Below are 15,168 nucleotides of genomic sequence, written 5' to 3' on the forward strand. Positions count from 1 at the left end.
TGATTGGAAGAAGGCTTGTAGAATTAGCCAAAGTGCCCTTAGCTTCTTTAGCCCCTTTTGATTTACTACGCCCGTTGTGTTTAGGAAATAGACATGGCTAAAGGTGCTGTGACTCTCAAAATATTTTCTATCTTGTCCACTAGCTGAGCCTATAAATATCGCTTCGTGCCCCTCCTGCACCGCTGCTTCTACCAGAGCTTCTGCAATCATCAAGTGCCCGCCTGTTCCTCCTCCGGTTATGCAAAATTTCATCTCTTATCCAATCCTTGCATTATTGCATCTTCGCTTTTTTTGATGCCATCAATACCATACCTACTCCAATAGAAGCTGCTAAAATAGATGAACCCCCATAGCTTAGAAATGGAACTGAAATTCCTTTAATAGGGGTTATACCGCTAATCCCATACGCATTTACTAAAAAAGCAAATGAGAGAAGAAGTCCTACTCCAAGGCTAAAGAGGTAAACTCTTGAGTCCTTTGTACGGTTAGCTATCTTAAAAATTCTCTGAAGCATCCACATAAAGAGTACTACTACAACTAAAACTCCAAAAAAACCAAACTCCTCTGCAAGTCCTGCTAAGACAAAATCTGTGTGAATTTCACTTAAAAAACCGAGCTTAAAGGTTCCGTTTGCTACTCCTACGCCAAAGAGTCCGCCGTTATGTATGGCATTTAAAGAGTGTCCTATCTGATATGGTTCAACCTCGGTCGGGACTCTAAGCTGCGCGGCAATAGCATCCGGAAAAAGCTCCAATACACTATTTTGCGCAAGTGCCCACCATGATTTTATACGCAATATTCTATGCTCTGCGCTTACGATAAAAAAGACAAAAAGCATCATTGTTCCAACTAAGAGAGTCAAGAAAAATCTAAAACTACTACCGGCAAACATAAGCATAAACAGAAGTGTAAGTCCAATAACTACAACCTGCCCCAAATCATTTTGTACAAAAGCTATTATAAACATAGCTCCCACAAACACTACTCCATATGGAGCGAATCTTATATACTCCTCTTTTACGCCCATACCGTCATGATGACCAAGCTTTCTTGAGAAACTCCATGCCAAAAAATATACAAATCCAATCTTAAAAAACTCAACCGGAGCAAAGGAGAATCCAAAAACCTTTATCCATCTTTTTGCTCCTCCTACAGCTGAGACTAGATACTCCGGTAAAAAAGGCATAGCTATCATCAAGAGTGTTGAGCCAATAAAAAGCGTAAACCCGATAGGAGTCAGATGTTTATCAGGATCTCCTTGAGCTAAAATCCAAATAACAAGTATACTAAAGAGACCAAATATTGCCTGACGTAGCGCAAAATGGAACTCATTTACACCAAAAAGTATGGTTGTATAAACCGACAATGTATATGCAAGAATGATACTTATGCCGATAAGTGTCGACACAAGGGTAAAGAGTTTTCTATCTGCCATAAAGAGCTACTTTATTTTGTTGATTTTAAGAACAAACTCAACTTCTGCTTTAGATATATGAAGCTCTTTTGAAATAGTCTCTAAGGATACTCCCTGTTTATAAAGAGAGATGATTTTTTCATCATCATTTCCGTGAATTGAGGCAGGAATAGATATCTGTTTTACTCCGCTCTCTAATGAGGATATTCTTGAATTTACGTGCTCATCTATCATCAAAACGCTCTCTTCAAGCCTTTTTAAACTAAGAGATATCGGTTTGACCATATCATAAACAGTTCTCTCAACCTCTTGGTAAATCTCATCATCACTCATGCGATTTGTATTTTTTTTAATCCCTGCTTGCGTATCTCCGAGCTGTTTTTTAAGATAAAAAATCTCTCTGTTTAACTCCTCGGCAACCGTTGCTACCGAGCGAATATTTTTATTGTACTCTGAATCTTTTGTAAAAACATAGTAGATAAGGTACAAAATCATAGCTGCCATGGCAACTACTAAATATTCGACGTTTATCACTTCTAGATTCATTTTTTGCTCTCTTTTGCTTCACGTATAAGAACTCTCTCACGTGCAGTAAGATATGCGCCCCACTCTTTCTCATCACGTTCATGTATTTTTGTTATTTTTGCCAGAGACTCATCAAGGGCTGTAAAAAATATCCCTACATCTCTTCTTGGATGAACAGGCATATCAACCCTTCCGTAATATTCTGTACCCGCCTTTAAGAGCTTCTCCTCTAGTTTAAAATGCTCAAAACCTATAGACTCAATGGCAACTTTATGTGTTAGGGATACTCTCTTTGGCTCTTCATTTTTCAAAAATCTCTCTAAAGCGTCTATCTTCTTATGCAACTCAACCATAAGATTAAGTAAAACAGGATCGGTGTCGCTTGTATCGCCTTTGGCACGCGCTAGCTTTAACCACTGATTTATAGGGTCATCATCACTCTCGCTTAGCTGTTGATACTCTCTTATATATGCCTCTTCATCCGTCTGTAGTTCACTAAAGGCTATATCAATAGGTGCTTTTACTAATCTTACGCTCATAATAAAACCTTATCTAAAATAATTAAGATGAAAAAAACAATTCCAAGATAACCGTTGACTGTAAAAAAAGCACGATCTATTTTTGTAAAATCTTTTCTAACTAGATAGTGCTCATAACTAAGCAAAACAGCACTAAATAGTACTGCACTATATGCAAATGTATTAAGCTCTGCGACCCATACAAAGAGTGCCCAAAATATTATAGTTAGCACATGAAAAAGTGCAGATAAGAGCAGAGTTGCCTCTGCACCGTATTTTGAAGGGATAGAGTGCAAACCTCTCTCTTTATCAAACTCCATATCCTGCAAGGAGTATAGCAGATCAAAGCCTGCAACCCAAAACACAACTCCCATACTAAGCAAAACAGACCATGAAGTTATCTCGCCACTCACAGCTACAACTCCCGCTATAGGAGCAAGACCAAGCGAGAGTCCTAAAACTACATGCGCCAAGGATGAGAATCTTTTAAAATATGAGTAGCTTCCCAATATAAAAAGGATAGGAAAACTTAGAGCAAATGCTAGCGGATTTATCATATATGCAACCGCTACAAATACAAAGGCATTAACTAGAGTAAAAATCATAATGCTTGCAGCATCCAATCTTCCATCAACATTTGGTCTTGATTGTGTTCTTGGGTTTAGCGCATCTATCTCTCTGTCGGCAAATCTATTTAACCCCATTGCAAAATTTCTGGCACTTAATGCAGCAAAAACCCCTAAAATAAGCAACATGAACCCAAACCAGCCATCAGCCGCTACTACCATTGCAATAAAGATAAACGGCAACGAAAAGATTGAGTGTTCAAACATAACGAGTTCATTAAAGTCTCTAAGTTTGCTTATATACTGCTTCAAATTTTACCTTGGCGCTTTTTTGTTTTATTTTACCCAAAGTTGATTTAAAATGATATAATTTTGCCATGATTCAGCTCGCAATTATAGGTCCTACTGCATCGGGAAAAAGTGATTTGGCAATTAAAATCGCAAAAAAAATAGATGCTTACATCCTCTCAATCGACTCACTTAGTATATACAAAGAGATTGACATAGTCTCTGCTAAACCATCAAAAGAGGAACTAGAGGAGGTAAGGCATTTTGGCATAAACCTTCTAAACCCTGATGAATATTTTAGTGTTGAGATTTTTATAAACCTCTACAAAGAGGTAGTTACTGCATGTAAAAGAGATAAAAAAAATCTTATCATTGTCGGCGGTACATCATTTTATCTAAAATCACTCCTACAAGGATTATCAGATATCCCAAAAATTACACAAGAGTTGTCTCTGCATGTAAAAGCAAAACTAAAAAATCTGCAAAACTGCTATGAGTTTTTATCATCTCTTGATAAAGAGTATATGAAAAGTATATCTCCAAATGACAGCTATAGAATCGAAAAAGCACTTCTTATTTATGAGGCTTCAAAACTAACTCCAAGTGAGTGGTTTAAACAAAACCCAAAAAAGCCGGTTATAGAAAATCTGCCGATATTTAACATTGATGTCGGTAGAGATATTTTAAGAGATAGAATTAAAAAACGCACCCAAAAGATGCTGGCGTCAGGTCTTATCGATGAAGTATGTCGTCTAGAGCAGCGCTACAGAAGACTTCCGCACTCTATGGGTTCTATAGGCATTATCGAGGTTTTGGAGTATCTAGACGGCAGAGTGACGATTGAGCAGATGATAGAGAACATCTCAACACACACAGCGCAGCTTGCAAAAAGACAACAGACTTTTAACCGTACTCAGTTTGAGAGTGTAGTAAGTGCTCCGCTTGAGGAGTTAGAAGATATTATATTATCTTCTATACATTCTCAAAAGTGATCATATTTTTCCATTTTCTTTGCTCTTATATAGTGCCGAATCAGCAATATTCAATAGCTCACTAACTACAATATCTGTCTGTCTATTAAAAGTATATTTTAAAATATTAGAAACAGAATGTATTACCTCGTCACCTTTTATATGACCATAATTATCGTTATACAATTTAAAACTATCTATGTCACATATACCTAATGTGAAACTTGTGCCACCCCTCAATGCTCTATCGCATTCAATCTGCAAATTATCATCGAAATACCTTCTGTTATATAAGCCACTTAGTCCATCTGTAGTAGCAAGCTTGTCTAGTTCAATATTTCTTTGATTTAACTCTTGCAGTATAGAAACCTCAGTAGTAATATCTTTAAATACGACTACCACTCCATTATTTTCAAAAGGGGAAATATTAAGGCTAAGATGCATTGAAGTTCCATTTTTCTTAATAATTTGCTCTTTTACAACTCTCTTTTTTTTGTCTTTTATAGTCTTAAATATCGAGCATTCCTCTTTTGTGTGCGTGTCGTTTTTTAATATGCCATCATAAAATATAGCTTCAATGCTATTGTTTAAAATCTCATGTTTTAAAACACCTAATATTTCAAGAGCACTCTCATTTATGGATAAGAAGCGTCCATTATTATCAACAGTACAAGCACCATAACCTACCGCATCTAGCATTAAATTGTTTTGCAACTGATAGTCAAATCTATTTTTACAACAATCACTGTAAAACTTAACTCTCTTTAACAAATATAAAATTAAAATAATCAACAAAACTAAAATTGTATCAATAATCTTCACTTTAATTCCATATATTAATTTACTATATATATCAATATTATATACAGTATTGTTATATGTCATTATATATTGATAAACTTAAATTACAATACATAGCTTTTAATAAAGTGATTTTTATGAAAAATTTATCTGCAGTAAATGAGCAAGAATTAAAAAAATTTTACGCAATAGTATCTAGCAATGTCAAAAAAATAAGAAAACAAAAAAATAAACCGCAGCTAGATTTAGTATTAGAGATGGGATTAAAATCAACATCTTTTTTTAGTAAATGTGAAAATGTCAAAGATAATCACCATTTCAATCTGGAGCATATATACAAAATAGCAGTTGCTCTAAATGTTGATATTTCAGAGTTTTTTGAGGGAGTTAATACTATCTAAAAAACTCTCTATCTCCTCAGCTATCTCATCAACAGCCTCGGTCGCTTTTTTGTAGAGCACTTTTGAAAAGTAGGCGTCGTTTATGGCACTGCTTGGCTCATAGTTGTTTAAAATCGACCTAGTTGCAAACTGCGCCATCGTATTTACGCCTATGACATTACCGCTTGTGCCGATTACGACTAACAGTTCACAATCTTGAACATGTCTGCCCAGCTCCTCGTACTTGGGTGCCTGCTCGCCGAAAAAGACGATGTTTGGTCTAAGTTTTGAGCCACATGACGGACATCCTCCACCGTTAAACTCTCTTTGCTTTGTGTACCCTATGTCAAAGATTTGCTCACAATATGGGTCTTGACATCTAATCTCTCTTAAAAAACCGTGAAGATGTATGATATCACTGCTCTTTAGCCCAGCTTTTTCAAAAAGATTATCTACATTTTGTGTAATTACAACTATATCTCTGCCGTATCGCCTCTTCAGGTCGGCTATGACTTTATGGGCATAGTTAGGCTCTTTACTCTCTAGTTCAGCTCTTCTTTTGTCGTAAAACTCTATGGTAAGCTCTTCATGCTTTTGCATACTGTCGTAGTTACACACTACGCTCACGTCGTACTCTTCCCAAAGCCCACCGCTATCTCTAAATGTGCTTATGCCAGACTCCGCACTAATCCCCGCACCGCTTAAAATCAAAACTTTTGCCATCTATCTCTCCTAAGACAAAGCTACTGAGTTTAAAGAGTTTTTGCACTCTTTGCCAACTCTGCCCATGCCGAATTTGGTTCGGTATCTATCGCTTCTTGATACGCTTTTTGTGACTCCTCGTCTCTCCATAGCTTCTCTAACACGCTTCCTAGAAGATACTTCTGCCTTGCTCTATCGTTTTTATTTAGCTCTACTGCTTCTAAGGACTCAATAACCTCTAAGGCTTTACTATAGTTCTCTTTATCAATATATGCCTGATACAACGCAAACTCAACAAACGGGCTCTGTGCATATGAGCCTGAGTTCTTCTGTATAGCCATTATCTTCTCGCCGTACTCTATGACCATATTGCTATCTTTTATGTCACTTCCAACCGCCATAACTGCAACATACCTCTCTATATCTATGTAATCCTCTTTGTATTCTTGCACAAGTCTAGTTATGGATTCAATCATCTTTTGTTGATTTTCAAGTCTATGGTAGGTATCAAAGATGACTCTATATATATCTTTGTATTTAGAGTTTTTATCATCTTTTATAAGTGATACGAGCTCCTTGGAAGCCTCTATAACATTTGAGTAGTTTCCTGTAGCAAAATCAACTTTTATATATCTATATAGCCACTTCTTTCTCTCATTTATGTTTTTTGATTTGAGGTTTTTCTCAGCCATCTTTTTAGCCAACTCAAAGTCTGCACCCTTCATAGCGCACTCATAGACTCCGTCATCCCACTCGTCGGATAACTCTACTTTATAGCGCGAGGAGATAACAAGCACACTGTTGCACTCTTTTATTTCAAGTGCTTGTTTCATAGCTCCAATGGCTGCTTGAGTGATTAGCTCTGCAACATCTTGATACTCTTGAGGATTTAACTCTAAAAGTTCGCTCTCCATAGCAAGTGCTTCTGAGAATCTCTCATTTTGCATAAGAAGCTTCGCCTTCTCATATATCGCTTTGTTGCCGATGCTATCTCCATAATACTCATCTATGAGCTTATTATAGGTAGAGAGTTTAACGGAAGTGTTCTCATCATTTACATCAAAAAAGAGCCCATCTTTTGCAATCTGAACCTCTTGTGAATACATGCCGTCTCCAAAGAGTTCAATGTACTTATTAAGAGCAGCTAGAGCCTCTTTTTTATTATCTGTTTTACTTAGCCAGATTCCTATATTTCTAGAGAGCTCTTCATACCCATCCTCTACCGGCTCCATTCTCTCAAATAAAGCTTTTGCGATAGCTGCAGCTTGAGCAAACTCTCCGTTATCTGCTAAATCATACATCATATCCATTGATTTGTAGATGCCGATATTATAGAAATACTCCGGCTTTGCTTTTACTATTTTATCTATATGCAAAGCCGCCTCTTTTGGACTTGAATTATAGATATAATTTTGTGCCAACTTAAATGCAGCTTCTGCCGCAACATCTATATCGTCACTATTAGATAGCACTTTCTCATACAGAGTTCTAGCCCTTGACGTACTTCCTGAGAGCTCTAAAGACTCAGCCAAGTATATATATCCCCAATATGCATGAGCAGAGTTTGGGTGCTCACTAAATAGCCTATCAAAGAAATAATCAGCATCACTGCTCATACCTAATTTAGTATATGATTTTGCAATAAGAGAGAGTACCTCGGCAATATTCTCATCCGAGGAGTAATTTCTTAAGTACTCCTTTGCAACCTCGATAAGATTCTCATTCTCATCTAGTTTTGAGTAAACCCTGATTTTATAAAAGAGTAGTTCGGCTCTAAAAAGTGAGTTTGGATACTCTTTCATAATATCATTTATTAAATCAAGCGTAAAATCATAATTTTTCTCTTCATAATAGTTTTTGATTTTTATATATTCGGTTACATCTGCAACTTTTTTAATATATACAGGATTACCTTTTATATCTAAACTGCCAACATGCGGCAACATATCTTCTTGGTACGTAAAGGGGAAGTTTATGGCGTACTCTGTCTCTTCATACCCTTGGATATATGGTATCTCATCGGTGTAACCCACTATCATCCAATGGTTTGAGAGTTTAACATCTGAGCTAAATGTCGTATCTTCTTTGGTTAAATCAAATACAATAGCAAAGAGTTTCATTTTAAAATGTGGCTTAATAACTAAGAAAAAGGTCTCTTTTTTTGTCTGAGTATCTATCTCAAAAAAACTATTTTGTAGCTTTTGTAGCTTTTGTGAGGGGGATTTAGAAAATGCACAAACTATCTTAGAGACCTCTTTAAAGTCATCTTTAAACTCTTGACATAAAAACTTATTTGCATCTTTTATATGAAGTGTAGAGTATGGTTTATGATTCTCTTTTGCGCCTTGAAGAGATATTTCAAGGGCAAAAACATTGAGTGATAAAAAAAGAAGAAGTATTATCTTTAACAAATTAAATACCCCTATTTTCTAATATTATGCACCAAAACGAAAAACAGGTTTTTCGAGATTTACAAGGTAGTTTAATAACCGCTATTATATACAAATACCGTAATAAAATCTAAAAGTTGGTTCACTACTAAAAAAGCAAATATAGTTCCTATGGCTGCAATACCGATAATAGTTTTAAGCGGAAGTGTAGCATTAGAACTAAAAACTCGCCCATCATATCCGGCAACAGGCTCTCTCATAAACATATATACAATAAGTTTTAAGTAGTAATACCCTGCTATTGCAGAGTTAAGTGCCATTATAAGTGCTAAAACTGTATATCCACCCGTAACTGCTGAACTTATCATATAGAGTTTACCCCAAAACAGAGCAAATGGAGGAATACCTGCTAAGCTTAGCATAAAAAGGGCCATAATTGAAGCCGCTATAGGAGAGGCTTTAACCATTCCTGCAAATTTATCATAACTATGGTCTGACTGCTGATGAGCAGGAAGGTTTTTCTGTCTGCTTATCCAAAGCATAGAGAAGGATCCTAAGTTTGTAAAGCTAAAGAGTATCCAATATAGAAACAGTGCGCTGTTTGACTGCGTTGTGCCTATTAGAATCGCTGCCATAACAAAACCTGCATGTGAAATTGAACTATATGCCAACATTCTCTTTACATCTGTTTGTACTAGTGCCCAGATGTTTGCCATAGTCATAGTCAGTACTACCCCCATATAGAGGATTACTTCTAACCAAACAACACCACTGTGAATTAAAAACTCAAAAAATCTCATAACAACTATAAAAGCGGCTATCTTTGGAACTATTGACATATATCCTGCGAGTGCAGCTGATGAGCCCTCATAAACATCCGGTGTCCATGTATGAAACGGAACCATTGAGAGTTTAAAACCAAATGATGCAAGCAAGAAAACAACTCCGATAAGAACAAAGCCTATATCTTCATAGCTATTAGCAGATAATACTGCTGCTATTTGATTAATCTCAATAGAGCCTGTAAGTGCATAAAATATCATTGAGCCGAAGCTAAAAAATCCAGCTGCGAGTGCGCCCATTGTAAAATATTTTACAGCCGCTTCAAATGACTTGTCACGGTTATGCATAGCTATTAGCGTATATAGTGCTAAAGATGCCGTCTCTAATCCTACAAAAATAAGTATCAGATTATCCGTCGCAACCATAAATTGGAAGCCTGCAATCATGAAGAGAAATAGTGCAAAAAACTCAGGGTATGAGAACTCATGGAATCTTTTGTGCGTAAGTGCTAATGGTATAAAAAGCATTGAAGCAACAACAATGATAAATTGTGACAAAATAGCTAAGCCGTCTATCAACATAACGTCAAAGAGACCCATCACGGTTCCATTCTTCTCAAATACTCCAGCCGAATCGATTAAGGCTACAAAATCAATCCCTAAAATAAGAAGACTCAACATTACATATAGAGACTTATGTTGATTGCTTTTAAACAGATCAATAATTATGATTAGTAAGGCACCAACGATTGGAATCAACATTGGCACGAGAGTCATTAAGTTTAACGACTCTATAGAAACATTTATTGGTGATAACATTATTGTGCCTCCTTAGCCGAAGTTTTATTAATCAGAATATCCAAACTAGGAATTCTTTTTTTAGCTTCCTCTGAAATCGCTTTTTCATGCATTAATTGAACAACGCCTTCAACACTTGTGTTTATGGTTCCCAAAACAGGTTTAGGGTATATACCCAACCAAACTGTTATAATTGCCAATGGAATCAGAGCAAAGAGCTCTCTTCTGTTTACATCAGGAAGATTTCTATTCTCCTCTTTGGTAATTTCACCAAAAAACATCTTTTTATAAGCCGCCAACATATAGATAGCACCGACTATAATAGCTATACCTGCAAGAAGCGTCAATATATGAGACTGTTTATAAAAACCAAGAAGGCTTAAAAACTCACCTACAAAGTTAATAGTCAAAGGAAGTCCGACAGACGCCATCAACATAAGTCCAAATATTGTTGCATATCTAGGCATTACCGAAGCCAAGCCTCCAAACTCACTCATAAGTTTTGTATGTCTTCTATCATAGATTACACCTACAAGAAAGAAGAGTGCACCTGAGACGACACCATGAGCTATCATCAAAAAGACTGAACCCGTTATACCCTCAACATTGAGTGCAAATGTACCGAGTATGATAACACCCATATGTGATACTGAAGAGTAAGCTACAACCTGCTTAATATCTTTTTGCGCATACGCAACCATTGCAGTATAGATAATCATAATAATTGCTAACACTGCTATTGGGAACATAAAATAGACAGACGCATCCGGAAACAGCGGAAGTGAAAAACGGATAAATGCGTATGTACCCATTTTTAACAAAATTGCAGCAAGTATTACAGAACCGATAGTTGGTGCTTGCCCGTGAGCATATGGCAACCATGTATGAAATGGAAACATCGGTACTTTGATTGCAAAACCGACAAAAAATGCCAAAAAGAGCCAAATCTGAAAAGACTCAGGTAAAATCAGGCGATACCACTCTAAAATCGAGAAACTCCATTGTCCGGTTGCTTGGTAGTAAAAATATGCCATAAATAAAATACCCACAAGCATAACAAGTGAACCTGCAAATGTATATAAAAAGAATTTTACCGAAGCATAAATTCTAAGAGGTCCACCCCAAGCACCGATAATATAGAGCATAGGAACAAGAGAGAGTTCCCAAAATATATAAAATACGATAGCATCAAGAGCAGCAAATACACCAACCATAGTCATCTGTAAAAACAGAAGCGTGATTATCATATTTTTTACATCTTTTGTCTCGCCAAGAGAAGCGATACCTATCATTGTAAAGAATGCTGCAAGTATAATGATAAAGAGTGAAATTCCATCAACCCCTACAATGTAGTTAATACCGAATGTCGGAACAAGCGCAATCTGCTCCATAAACTGCATTCCCGATACATTACTATCAAACGCAAACCATAACCAAAGTGCAAGAAAAAACTCAATAGCAGCAACAGCTATCCCGTAAGAGCGCATGCTATCTTTGTTTACAACAAATCCAAGCATTCCTGCAAGTGCCGGGAAGAAAATTAAAATTGATAATATATGATCTAGCATCTATTAAACTCCTAAACCTGAGAGAAATGTTTTTATTTCTCCAGAATGTCTTGCTGCTAGTCCAAAGACTACAGCTAATGAGAGCAGAACAACCATTCCCGCTACCATCCACTTAAGCATCGTCGATAGATTACCGCTTTGCATATCTCTTGTTTTCTCGCCTGTTTGATAAAATATATTTGCTATGCCATCAACAGTTGCATCAACAACTTTCTGATCCACTTTTGTCCAGAATACTTCTGAGAGTTCCCTATACGCTTTTACAATATAATTTTCATAAAAATGTGGAATATAGTACTGGTTTATAAGCAGTTTATACCCAAAGCTATTCTCCATCTTAGAGGTTCCGTCAGGTACTTTAATATCTTTGCTTGTGTACTTTTTGTATGCATAAGCAATCGCTGCTATTACAAAAAGCTGTGTTCCTATAGTCATAATCCAGTATGTCGTAGCTGAGTGTACATGATACTCAGTTGCAGGAAGCAACTCCGTGACCATATTGAAGTATCCCATCTTAAACGCACCTGCAATAACAGCAAGAAGAAGAAGCGGACTCATCGCAACAAGCATAAATCTGTAAGCCTCATGCGGATCAATTCCAAAGTGCTTATATCTATCTTCACCATGAAAAATCAGTGCAACAAGTCTAAATGAATAAAATGCCGTCAGACCCGCAGTTAATAATAGTACAGCGTAGATAATAAAGTGATGTTCAATAAATGCGACCTCTAAGATTAAATCTTTTGAGAAGAAGCCCGCTAGTGGAAAAATTCCAGCTAGTGCAACGGAAGCTAACGTCATCATAATAAACGTTCCCTTCATCACCTTACCAAGTCCTCCCATCTTAAACGGGTCAAGCTCATCATGCATAGCATGCATAACGTTACCTGCACCCAAAAATAGAAGCGCTTTAAAGAACGCATGAGCCATAAGGTGAAAGAGTGCAACCCAGTAAGCGCCTAGACCTGCAGCTGCAAACATATATCCAAGCTGTGAAAGCGTAGAGTATGCAATAACTCTCTTCATATCGCGGTTTACAAGTGCCATTGATGCTGCAAAAAGTGCTACAAACGCACCTAGAGATGCTATAAATAGCCCCACATTAGGAATTAAGTCATAAAGCGGATTAGCACGAACTACAAGGTAAACACCCGCCGTAACCATTGTTGCCGCGTGGATAAGAGCTGAGACCGGAGTAGGACCCTCCATCGCATCTGCAAGCCAAGTGTGAAGCGGGAACTGAGCCGATTTACCCATAGCACCGATAAAGAGGAAGATTCCCATCCAGGTTAGTACTGCAGTATCAAGTGACGGCATTGCAGCAAAAGCCTCTTCATATTGAAGAGTGCCTGTGTTCCAGTAAATCAAGAAGATACCGATAAGCATCCCAAGGTCAGCAATACGGTTCATAATAAATGCTTCATTAGCTGCCCATGTAGCACTCTCTTTCTTATACCAAAAACCGATAAGTCCCCAAGAACAAAGACCAACACCTTCCCAACCGATAAATAGACCGGCAAAGTTATCACTCATAACAAGAACCATCATAGAGAACACAAACGCCGATAGCCAAGCAAAGAATCTATTGAAACCTTTATCGTGATCCATATAGCCGATTGCGTAGACATGAACAACAGTAGAGACTAAAGTCACCACTATCATCATTGTAACGCTTACCTGATCTACAACAAAGCCAAACGGAATGTAAAGATCCCCGGTAGCCATCCACGTCATCATCTCAACATGGATTGTATGCCCTGTCATCATGACAAGTATTAGAAGTACAAGACTGCTTAGAAATGAGACACCAAGTAAAATACTTGGAACAATCCCTGCAATCTTACTCTTTGGGGAAGCTCCAAAAAGTGCCGCAAACAAAGAACCAACTAGAGGTGAAAATAGTGCAGTATATAAAAATAATTCCATCTTTTATCCTCTCATCGTTGACATACTGTCAAGATCTATATTGTTATGTTTTTTATGCCAAACAATTAAAAGACCAAGACCTACTGCAACTTCTGATGCAGCAATAGCTATTACAAAAAATGCAAACATCTGCCCGGTCAAGTCACCATAGTAGTGTGAAATTGCAGCAAAAGAGATATTTACGGAGTTTAAAAGTATCTCCGTCGCAAAAAAGAGCATAAGCAGATTCTTTCTTCTCATAACTCCAACTAAACCTATTGCAAAAAGGATTGTTGAGAGTACAAGATAGTGATTAAGTCCTATTTCCATCATGGGAGCACCTTCTTACTTTTACTTTCTTCTCTCATTTCTAAAATCTCTTGTTCATTCATAAGAGTAAGAGAGAGATCCATTTTCTTTCCGGCAAGTACGATTCCGGCAATCATAGCAACTAAAAGCATTACAGCAGCTACCTCAAACGGAACAAGGTACTTCGTAAAGAGAACCATACCTACTTCTTGAACATTACCTGCACCCTCTGTAACAGGATAGAATGCCTCAATATTACTGCCAATGATAGGAGCAGAAACAATAAGAACAACCAAAACAGCACTGATTACACTTAAGCCAATAACTATAGCTTTGTTACCCTGCTTCTCTTTTACATCTCTTGTCGTATCAAAAAACATCATACCAAAAGCATAAAGAGCCATGACCGCACCTGAGTAAACAACGATTTGTACCGCACCTAAAAAGTCAGCACCTAAAATAAAGAAAAATGCCGATATAAAAATCATACCTGCCGCTAATGCCGATAGAGCGTATAACGCTTGTGAAGTTGTCACCGCTATATAAAACATCGAAATAGTCAAAAAGGCAAACAGATAAAATGCAACTGCTTCAAACATAACCAAACTCCTTAATATGCTAGAGGTGTTTTTTTAACACGCTCATCTTCATGTGGTGTAACTGCGCCAAAACCTTCAAACTCTAACTGAGTTCCGGCTTTCATCTTATCTAGTGGCGTTAACATGTCTTGATACATTATGTAGTGCTCTCTCTGATCAGATGCATTTTCATACTCTCCGCCGTGAGTAATCGCAAGCTCCGGACAAACTTCTGCACAGTAACCGCAGAAGATACAGCGACCGAGGTTGATGCTATATTCGGTTACCTCTTTACGAGAGTTCTCATCTAGTTTTGTATCTATTCTAATACAGTTACTTATACAAATCTTCTCACAAAGACCACACCCAATGCAGCGCTCAGTGTCTGACTCCCAAAGTCTTTTCATCTCATGTACAGCACGGTATCTAGGACCAATTGGCATCTTCTCCTCAGGGTACTTTATCGTGTGAGTATCAAACTTTATCATCTCACGCAGAACTACCCATAGACCTACAAAAAGTTCACCTCTAAAGCTTCTTTTGAGTACTCTTTTAAACTTACCCCATCCATCTGTAGGATAAGGCGCAATATCTACCATATAGTAGTTGCTATCTATCTCCGTGACATTTCTGTTTTTAAAATGTTCTTCTATCTGTTCGTTATGCATATCTA

At 37.2% G+C, this 15,168-nt stretch carries 16 protein-coding genes; 2 read left to right on the top strand and 14 right to left on the bottom strand.

Annotated elements, in window-relative coordinates; genetic code table 11:
* The 5 genes from M0Q20_RS03735 to mqnP form a co-directional block, all read right to left on the bottom strand.
* Positions 1-252 (bottom strand): glycosyltransferase (locus M0Q20_RS03735; protein ID WP_295058824.1); only part of this gene is annotated, 252 nt, incomplete at its 3' end.
* 19 nt (positions 253-271) lie between these two features.
* Complete coding sequence (locus M0Q20_RS03740) at positions 272-1,435, bottom strand: FtsW/RodA/SpoVE family cell cycle protein (protein WP_295058825.1); 1,164 nt, start codon at positions 1,433-1,435, stop codon at positions 272-274.
* 6 nt (positions 1,436-1,441) lie between these two features.
* Entirely contained in the window at positions 1,442-1,960 is a 519-nt protein-coding gene (locus M0Q20_RS03745; protein ID WP_295058826.1) for a hypothetical protein, read from the bottom strand.
* Positions 1,957-2,478 carry a hypothetical protein gene (locus M0Q20_RS03750; protein ID WP_295058827.1) on the bottom strand — a complete coding sequence of 174 codons (522 nt, stop codon included), beginning with the start codon at positions 2,476-2,478 and terminating at the stop codon, positions 1,957-1,959. The genes M0Q20_RS03745 and M0Q20_RS03750 overlap by 4 nt, the downstream gene beginning before the upstream one ends.
* Positions 2,475-3,335, bottom strand: coding sequence for a menaquinone biosynthesis prenyltransferase MqnP (gene mqnP / locus M0Q20_RS03755; RefSeq protein ID WP_295058828.1), 861 nt, complete (start codon positions 3,333-3,335; stop codon positions 2,475-2,477). The genes M0Q20_RS03750 and mqnP overlap by 4 nt, the downstream gene beginning before the upstream one ends.
* Positions 3,336-3,400: 65 nt before the next feature.
* Here mqnP and miaA point away from each other — a divergent pair, with 65 nt between their 5' ends.
* On the top strand, positions 3,401-4,303 hold the full coding sequence (miaA, locus tag M0Q20_RS03760; RefSeq protein WP_295058829.1) for a tRNA (adenosine(37)-N6)-dimethylallyltransferase MiaA: 903 nt from the start codon (positions 3,401-3,403) through the stop codon (positions 4,301-4,303).
* On the opposite strand, the gene M0Q20_RS03765 is transcribed toward miaA, so the two are convergent.
* The gene (locus tag M0Q20_RS03765) at positions 4,304-5,104 is read right to left on the bottom strand and encodes a sensor domain-containing diguanylate cyclase (protein ID WP_295058830.1); all 801 of its coding nucleotides are present in this window, start codon (positions 5,102-5,104) and stop codon (positions 4,304-4,306) included.
* A 116-nt stretch (positions 5,105-5,220) separates the two neighbouring features.
* On the opposite strand from M0Q20_RS03765, the gene M0Q20_RS03770 reads away from it, so the two are divergent.
* Positions 5,221-5,484: a helix-turn-helix transcriptional regulator gene (locus M0Q20_RS03770; RefSeq protein WP_295058831.1), complete on the top strand. Its 264-nt coding sequence runs from the start codon at positions 5,221-5,223 to the stop codon at positions 5,482-5,484.
* On the opposite strand, the gene M0Q20_RS03775 is transcribed toward M0Q20_RS03770, so the two are convergent.
* The 8 genes from M0Q20_RS03775 to nuoI all read right to left on the bottom strand — a co-directional run bounded on the left by M0Q20_RS03775 (position 5,452) and on the right by nuoI (position 15,163).
* A complete protein-coding gene (locus M0Q20_RS03775) occupies positions 5,452-6,186 on the bottom strand; it encodes a Sir2 family NAD-dependent protein deacetylase (RefSeq protein ID WP_295058832.1) in 735 nt (244 codons plus the stop codon). The two genes, M0Q20_RS03770 and M0Q20_RS03775, sit on opposite strands and share 33 nt — an antisense overlap.
* 29 nt (positions 6,187-6,215) lie before the next feature.
* Entirely contained in the window at positions 6,216-8,576 is a 2,361-nt protein-coding gene (locus M0Q20_RS03780) for a flagellar protein (RefSeq protein WP_295058833.1), read from the bottom strand.
* A gap of 71 nt (positions 8,577-8,647) precedes the next feature.
* A complete protein-coding gene (gene nuoN / locus M0Q20_RS03785) occupies positions 8,648-10,156 on the bottom strand; it encodes an NADH-quinone oxidoreductase subunit NuoN (protein WP_295058834.1) in 1,509 nt (502 codons plus the stop codon).
* On the bottom strand, positions 10,156-11,703 hold the full coding sequence (locus tag M0Q20_RS03790) for an NADH-quinone oxidoreductase subunit M (protein ID WP_295058835.1): 1,548 nt from the start codon (positions 11,701-11,703) through the stop codon (positions 10,156-10,158). The genes nuoN and M0Q20_RS03790 overlap by 1 nt, the downstream gene beginning before the upstream one ends.
* 3 nt (positions 11,704-11,706) lie before the next feature.
* The gene (gene nuoL, locus M0Q20_RS03795; RefSeq protein WP_295058836.1) at positions 11,707-13,629 is read right to left on the bottom strand and encodes an NADH-quinone oxidoreductase subunit L; all 1,923 of its coding nucleotides are present in this window, start codon (positions 13,627-13,629) and stop codon (positions 11,707-11,709) included.
* Between the two features lie 3 nt (positions 13,630-13,632).
* Positions 13,633-13,941 (bottom strand): NADH-quinone oxidoreductase subunit NuoK, encoded by a 309-nt coding sequence (gene nuoK / locus M0Q20_RS03800; protein ID WP_294927830.1) that lies wholly within the window; start codon positions 13,939-13,941, stop codon positions 13,633-13,635.
* Entirely contained in the window at positions 13,938-14,516 is a 579-nt protein-coding gene (locus tag M0Q20_RS03805; protein WP_295058837.1) for an NADH-quinone oxidoreductase subunit J, read from the bottom strand. The genes nuoK and M0Q20_RS03805 overlap by 4 nt, the downstream gene beginning before the upstream one ends.
* Before the next feature lie 11 nt (positions 14,517-14,527).
* Positions 14,528-15,163, bottom strand: coding sequence for an NADH-quinone oxidoreductase subunit NuoI (nuoI, locus tag M0Q20_RS03810; RefSeq protein WP_295058838.1), 636 nt, complete (start codon positions 15,161-15,163; stop codon positions 14,528-14,530).
* Positions 15,164-15,168: the final 5 nt, after the last annotated feature.

It is taken from the genome of Sulfurimonas sp., from assembly GCF_023229025.1.
In the GTDB taxonomy this organism is placed as follows: domain Bacteria; phylum Campylobacterota; class Campylobacteria; order Campylobacterales; family Sulfurimonadaceae; genus Sulfurimonas.